Here is a 6,832-nt window from a genome sequence, read left to right as displayed (position 1 = left end):
GTGTTGTCTGCTGAGGCGGTGACAATGCGTTTGCCATCGGGGCTAAAACTGGCGCTGTTGACTCTGTTGGTATGCCCTTTAAGTTGATTTTGCTCGTGAATGTTATCAAGAATTGTCTGTAAAGCTAATTGGGGGCTAGCAGCTGGATATTCTTCTAGTGGGCGACCATCTTTGACTAGTCTTTGCAACTCTTGACCCGCCTGCATTGCTGACAGTAATGGTTCTATTTCTTGTGATGAAAAGTTTTGCCAAGCTGTGATTCCTTGTCGTTCTAACCTTGTGCCTGTCTGCGCTTCTTGACTGAGACGAGATGCTTGATTTGCCATTACTCCGGCAATTCCTGCTAAAAGAAAAGAGACAAATAGCACCCCTGAGCCAACACGAATGCGCTGTGTTGCCTTTCGGTTAGCCTCTGCCAAAATTGTCTTAGCCTGTTCAGATTGTTTTAGCTCCTCTTCAGTTTGCTGACGTTGCTTCCTTTCTCTTTCTAATTCTCTTCCCAGTGCTTTTTGTAGTTCCTCTTCAGCTAGCTGGCGTTGCTTCCTTTCTTTTTCCAGTTCCGCCATTAACTCATTTAACTTCGGTTCTTGTTGCTGGCGAATAAACGCAGCTATGTAGTCATGCACCAATTGATAACGGTCAAAAGGATTCTCTGGTAACAAAATTACTAAGCCAGATTTGACAAAAATCTCTAAAACCAAATCTAATTTATTGCCGTCTGTGGTTCCATCTGCGGCTAATGCTTTCAAATCCCGTTCTAATTGGGCGCGAGTCTTGAGTGGGCGAGTCCCTTTTTCATCGGTGAGCAAATACAGCAACAAATCCGCCACCTGCTGATTCTCAACACCGCAATCATTAACAACTTCGTCTAAATAGCGCTTAACCAGTTCTTCTTTAGTACCAAGCTGCTGATATTCTGCCAGAGTTGTAATATTCTCCGTTTGCAGTTGCGCTCCCACAACCTGTAACTCAATGGGACGCACTTCACCCAATTCTCCAGCTAAATCCAGCACCATTTGCTCAACTAAAGCAGGTTGTAAGTGAAAATTAGCTTTCTCTGTTAAACGCTCGATAATCGACTTAGCATCATCGGGTGAAAAGTTGCCCAACTCGTAGAGGATATTAGTGCTGAGAATGTCATTGCAAATAATCTCCATGCTGGAGAAACGATTGCACTCCAGCAAGTAAGGCAGGTAATCCAAGCGCAACGACAGAATCACTTTCACGGACAGAACATTGAGACACTCTCCCAGAAACTCAAAAAACTCCCGCCTTTGCTTGGGTTCGGTGTAAACAAAGAAAAATTCTTCAAATTGGTCAAAAATTAGGATGGTGCGGAGGTTGCGCTGTTCGTTTTCTTTAAGTCTGGATATTAAATATTGCGGAGTTCCGAGTTCAAAGGCTGAATGTTGAGGTTCAGAGGTCGAAGTTCCGAGTTCTGAGGTCGAAGTTCCCAGTTCTGAGGTCGAAGTTCCCAGTTCTGAGGTCGAAGTTCCGAGTTCTGAGGTCGAAGTTCCGAGTTCTGAGGTCGAAGTTCCCAGTTCTGAGGTCGAAGTTCCCAGTTCTGAGGTCGAACGTTGAGCTTCTGAGGTCGAAGTTCCGAGTTCTGATGCTGAACGTTGAGGTTCTAACTTTCCCTCATTGTCCTCATCTCCCTCATCCCCCTTATATCTTATCAAAAGCCGCCCCAACTCTTCTACCCAGTTGGTGTAAACGCGCATCGTTACAGGTAAATTATCTAGAATACCTATTGCTTTATTCTTTAAAGCTGGTACAAGTCCCGCATTCACTAGAGAACTTTTACCTACACCTGATTGCCCATAAATTACGATCAACTTTTTGTCCAGACGACCGATGCGTTCAGTTAAGCGTTCTACATCCAATTGACGACCAGATGCAGCGATTTCTGGGGCAATACTATCTTTATTGTCAATCCTTAAAGGTGCAAGACCTTGCGCCCCTACCTGTTTTGTCGCTTGCAACCTCCCAGCACCGATAAACGCCCGCAAACCAAATTGCTGCTCCACAGAACGCTGCTGCTGCTTCATTTCATAGGCTGGGAGATATGCTTTTTGCTGAAAGTAAAGCTTTTGCAAATGACTAAGAATCCTCAGATGAAGCCTTAAATCTGTTTGTGGGTTGCTGATATCTTTTGCAACTTCTAAGTTACGAATTGCCTCTTGGTAGTCACCTAAATGATCTTGAGAACGAGCCAAAATAAACCGATAGAGACTCAAATCATTGGAGATGACAACCTTTTGTTCTGGTAGGGTAGCAGGGCTAGGCGCTCCTACATTCAAGGCTTGCTGTGCAAATTGATTTGCTTCTAACCAGCGTTCTTCAGCTAAAGCTACCTCAGCTAAAAAACCATAATCTTTTGCTAATTCTATGGTTTGATTATCAGCCTGATGTATTTTTAATGCTTGTCCAGCCAGATTTTTTAACTGTTCCCACTCTTGTAAATCACACAGTACAACCCCGAATTTAAATATGGAATTAGCAATTAAATCTGGCCGTTCAGCCTGAGCCAAAAAGCTAATATATTCAAGAATATAATGCCGAGTAGCTTGCCAATCTGGATGAGTAATATCTTGATGTTTAAAAGCTTTGAGATAATAGCAAAAAGCAATATCACCGAGGGTTTTACCCCATCGTTCTAGATTATTAAGCTGCTGCCAAAGCGCCAGAGCTACTTGATAATGTTCCAGCGCCACATTGATTTTATTATTAACCTGTGTTGCCAAACCCAACAATGATGCTAAATTAGCCTTTAACTCTAGATGAGAAATCTGTGCATCATCGAGTAATTCTCTCTGGGCTGCTGCTAATTCTGCTTCTAAGACTAAATAAGCATCTAGATTCAGGGTTAGGGTATTGCTAAAATATTGATCGGCGAGTTGTTTGAGTAAAGTTATTAAATCATCTTTAGTGATCGCAAAATTCCTCGTAATCGCCCAACTCTCTAAATCAGGAGCCACCTCTATCAGTTGCTTATAGATTTCATCATCAATCCACAACACCAAGGGAAAAGCAAAATTCTTGCGAAACTCCTCCCGCACCTGATTAGCAGAAGTTAACATCACAGTCAAATCCTGCACTGTCTCCAAACCCACAACCATCACACAGCCTGGTACCTCCTCCTCGAATTCCTCCCGAATCCCAGTATAAAGAGTCCTGCGAGATTGCTGCATCACCAAAAGCCGAATTTCGACTTGACAGATTTCACCCAATCTTTGGATCAGGCGATCGCGCCAACTGGCATAATTACACCGTGCCAAAATCAGCTTAAACTGCCCCACACTCGCCTCAATCCCCCAAGCCAATTGTTGCAGCGAGCGCTCGTTGTTTACAAGGTTATCTTGAAGTGGGTGCGGTGAGTCGATCATAAGCTAATCTCAATCTAGACTTATGTGCAGGTTTTGACGTTGAGTCAACCTATCCCGCCTTGCACTCAAGTGCAAGGCTAATAGCTGAAGTCCACTCAAGTGGACTCGAAGCAATTATTAGTCCTCTTCAGAGGACTAGAACTATTAGCCAGGGATTAAAATCCCAGGCGAGTGAGTGGGTAAGCGAAAACTTCACTGCAACTCTCAAAGCTGATAACCTCCGCATCTATCTAGTAAATTGAGCGGCGGCTTTTGACTATAAATACTACTAAGCTTACTGTATGTAAGATAATATGTTACATTGCTTTTGCTTGATGTTCTGCATCTGTGATCTTGGTGTTCTGGAGATATGATCTTGCTCAATGCGATCGCAAAAAATATTGCCAAATAATTGTAACAATATTTAACATGAGTCTAGGTTGTGTAATTTAGATTAACTATTGCAGAGAAATTCTCTCAGAGTGAGTAGAATGACAAATACAACGACGCAACTATTTTATGGATTAGCTACCCTAGAAGTGTAGACTATTTTTTCACCTCCTGAGTTATTTCAGTATTTTGCCTCTGAGGCATACCAATTTAGAACACACCAAATCCTTCATTAAGAACTCCCAGAAATCATAATGGCTGTGATTGAGAAGAAAAGAACTCGCGATCTGCCCCAAATTAACGAACGAATTCGCTTCCCGAAAATTCGGGTAATTGACACTGACGGTGCCCAACTGGGAATTATGCCCCCACAGGAAGCACTACAACTAGCAGAAGAAAAAGAGCTAGATTTGGTGCTAATCAGTGACAAAGCTGACCCGCCGGTTTGTCGGGTTATGGACTACGGGAAATACAAGTTTGAGCAGGAAAAAAAGGCGCGGGAAGCCCGGAAAAAGCAGCACACGGCTGATGTCAAAGAAGTTAAGATGCGCTACAAAATAGAAGAACACGACTATAACGTGCGTGTTAAGCAAGCAGAGCGCTTTTTGAAAGATGGTGATAAAGTCAAAGCTACCGTGATGTTCCGGGGTCGAGAAATTCAACACAGCGACCTAGCAGAAGATTTGCTCAAGCGAATGGCAACGGATTTGGAGCCATTTGGTGAGCTTCAACAAGCGCCAAAAAAAGAAGGGCGAAACATGATGATGCTGATCTCGCCCAAAAAATAATTCTCTAACTGTTTAATAGGCTAAGTTTGAAAATCCCCTGACTTCTAGCTAGGGGATTTTTTCGTTTGGATGCAACATACGCTTTGGGCGCACAGATGTCATTGGTATCAACTTAAGCTCAAACACCGAATTATATCATGTCTGCTTGATTACTTATTAAACCCGAAGAACCCCAAAGAGTCAAAGCTACGCTTCGTCTCCCCTCCCCGCAAGCGGCTACGGTGTACACACAAAGTATAGGCCGCAAGGGTTCCAACTCTTCTAGCCCCATAAATACCCAAATTTTGGGCAACTGGAGACTCCATTTATCCCGCTAATTTTTAGAGCTAGGGCAACGAAACCAAGTTTTAGGTAGGATTTCAAGACTTGTGTGTACACCGTAGCCCTGCTTGTGGAGAGGGGTTGGGGGTGGGGTTATTCTCTGCAAACCATGCAAGATGCACTTGTATAGCAGGGAACAGGGAACTCTTAACAGGGTTGAAAGTCTCTTGGTGTCAGTGTTTTCTGATTAGCTGATGTCAACCGCTACCTGGCAACTGCTATAACTCACCAATTCAACCAACTCTTGCCGCAGTAAATTATTGAATTCCCGCTGACAACTCTTGCAAAGTAGCGCTACAGGTAGCGTCCTTTTCAGTCGGGGTTTAAATCCCCGTCTGAAAATGTCTTTAATTTTGAATTTTGTTAGCGTAGCGTTAGCGAGTCTGCGTTCGCTTTTAGCGTCTCGTAGAGAGCGTCATGTTGAATTTTGAATTGTTAATAGTCACTGTATATCTTTTTTCAAAATTGACGTAGGGGCTAGACACGGAGTCCTTTGTCGTCAGACATCGCGTTGTTAAGGTGGAGATTCAGCTTTTTAAGATTCCGATTTTAAAGGCGATCGCTTATAGTTATTTTGACTTTTAATTACCCTACCAGGACTGATAAAAGAAATTCCTTGTTGAAAGTCAGTACCAATCATGACTGCCTCCACTATCGGTTCGGATATTTCTGTTTGGGCTACCCACTCTACAATAAAGTTTGCGCCTAAACCTCCACTGGTGTCATTTCTATTTATAAAAAAATCTGTAGAAGCTAGCGCATCAAGTTGAATAGGGCGCTCCAAATACTGTTTAACTAATTTCCCATCTGAGTTATAGTAGCGCACAGAAGTAATGATCATCGGATTGGTCAAATCTGTATTCCGAATACTGAGCGTAGCTGCTAACTCGAAAATCTCCTGACGATTGTGATGATAGATATGAGAATAGACAGGAACATAAACAGTTTGACCGCTTGCTATCTTAAAATTCTTATCCAACGTCACTATTTTTTGCAATGGGGTTGCTTGAGTGGCATCGGGTTGTGACTTTGGTGGAATATTTATTGATTTACAAGATGCAAGAAAAATAAGAGCGATCGCTAAATAAATATGTGGATACGGGTTCATCAAAACTATTTACACCAACTATATATATATGTAGCTAACCCAACCTAATCAAGAGTTTACTTAGGGACTGCGCTCAACATTTTTGTTCAATAAAATCAATGACTTGATGTAAACATCCTGGTTTGGTCACAATCAGCACAGTTGAATGAGGTTCCAGTATTGTACTGCCGTTAGGAATCATTAAGTCTTGGTGGGGATGGGGTTGATAGCCAATAATTAGCGAACCAGAAGGGAATCGGGAATCCTGAGCAATTTCGGCAAGGCTACGTCCAGCAACATAGCAATTGTTTGTGATCGAAAGTTTCAGAACCTCAATCTGTCCCTGCTCAAAATGCATCATTGATTCCACTTGCGGATACTCAATGGCATTCACCATTGTTGAAACTGATAGTTCAACAGTACTGATAATGTGGTTGGCTCCAGCTATACGCAGCGGTTCGGCAAAATCGGGGTGGCGCATCCGACTCAAAATATGGGGGACACCGTAGTGTTTAGCAAGAGTCACCATTGCCAAGTTTAAGGCATCACTTCTCAGAACAGCTGCCAAGGAGCCGGCTTTGCGAATCCCAGCTTCTAACAATACTTCTGTACTCACAGCACTGCCTTCAAAAGCCATTGCTCCTACTTGTTCACGGGCGTAGCGGCAAGCGATAGGATCAATGTCAATTACGGCAACTGTATGTCCTAGTTCTACCAGCTTTTGCGCTAAACTTAAGCCCACTAAACCTGCTCCACCTATGAGTACGTACATGAGTGTTCCTGATATTCTTTGAATTTTTACTTCACTTTACAGGTTAACAAAAGAGTCATTGGGCATTGGGCATTGGGCATTGGGCATTGGGCATTGGGCATTGGGCATT

The 6,832-nt window shown here is 43.0% G+C and carries 3 protein-coding genes and 1 pseudogene; 1 reads left to right on the top strand and 3 read right to left on the bottom strand.

Annotation, left to right across the window (positions count from 1 at the left end):
* Positions 1 to 3,386, bottom strand: a pseudogene (locus HWQ41_RS26170) (ribosome assembly protein 4); the annotation flags it as partial.
* A gap of 623 nt (positions 3,387 to 4,009) precedes the next feature.
* On the opposite strand from HWQ41_RS26170, the gene infC reads away from it, so the two are divergent.
* Positions 4,010 to 4,543, top strand: coding sequence for a translation initiation factor IF-3 (infC, locus tag HWQ41_RS26165; protein WP_094352963.1), 534 nt, complete (start codon positions 4,010 to 4,012; stop codon positions 4,541 to 4,543).
* 856 nt (positions 4,544 to 5,399) lie between these two features.
* Here infC and HWQ41_RS26160 read toward each other — a convergent pair.
* Both HWQ41_RS26160 and HWQ41_RS26155 read right to left on the bottom strand, forming a co-directional pair.
* Positions 5,400 to 5,972 carry a DUF3124 domain-containing protein gene (locus tag HWQ41_RS26160; RefSeq protein ID WP_292769637.1) on the bottom strand — a complete coding sequence of 191 codons (573 nt, stop codon included), beginning with the start codon at positions 5,970 to 5,972 and terminating at the stop codon, positions 5,400 to 5,402.
* Positions 5,973 to 6,045: 73 nt separating this feature from the next.
* The gene (locus HWQ41_RS26155; protein WP_292769634.1) at positions 6,046 to 6,723 is read right to left on the bottom strand and encodes a TrkA family potassium uptake protein; all 678 of its coding nucleotides are present in this window, start codon (positions 6,721 to 6,723) and stop codon (positions 6,046 to 6,048) included.
* Between the last annotated feature and the right edge of the window lie 109 nt (positions 6,724 to 6,832).

The organism is Nostoc sp. NOS(2021) (assembly GCF_017115025.1).
Taxonomy (GTDB): Bacteria; Cyanobacteriota; Cyanobacteriia; order Cyanobacteriales; family Nostocaceae; genus Nostoc.
Note: the sequence above shows the minus strand (reverse complement) of the source record. Positions and strands in the feature narration are given on the sequence as shown.

Coding starts and splice junctions, on each gene's coding strand:
- HWQ41_RS26155 (WP_292769634.1), bottom strand. CDS start 6,723: ATGTACGTACTCATAGGTGGAGCAGGTTTAGTGGGCTTAAGTTTAGCG.
- HWQ41_RS26160 (WP_292769637.1), bottom strand. CDS start 5,972: ATGAACCCGTATCCACATATTTATTTAGCGATCGCTCTTATTTTTCTT.
- infC (WP_094352963.1), top strand. CDS start 4,010: ATGGCTGTGATTGAGAAGAAAAGAACTCGCGATCTGCCCCAAATTAAC.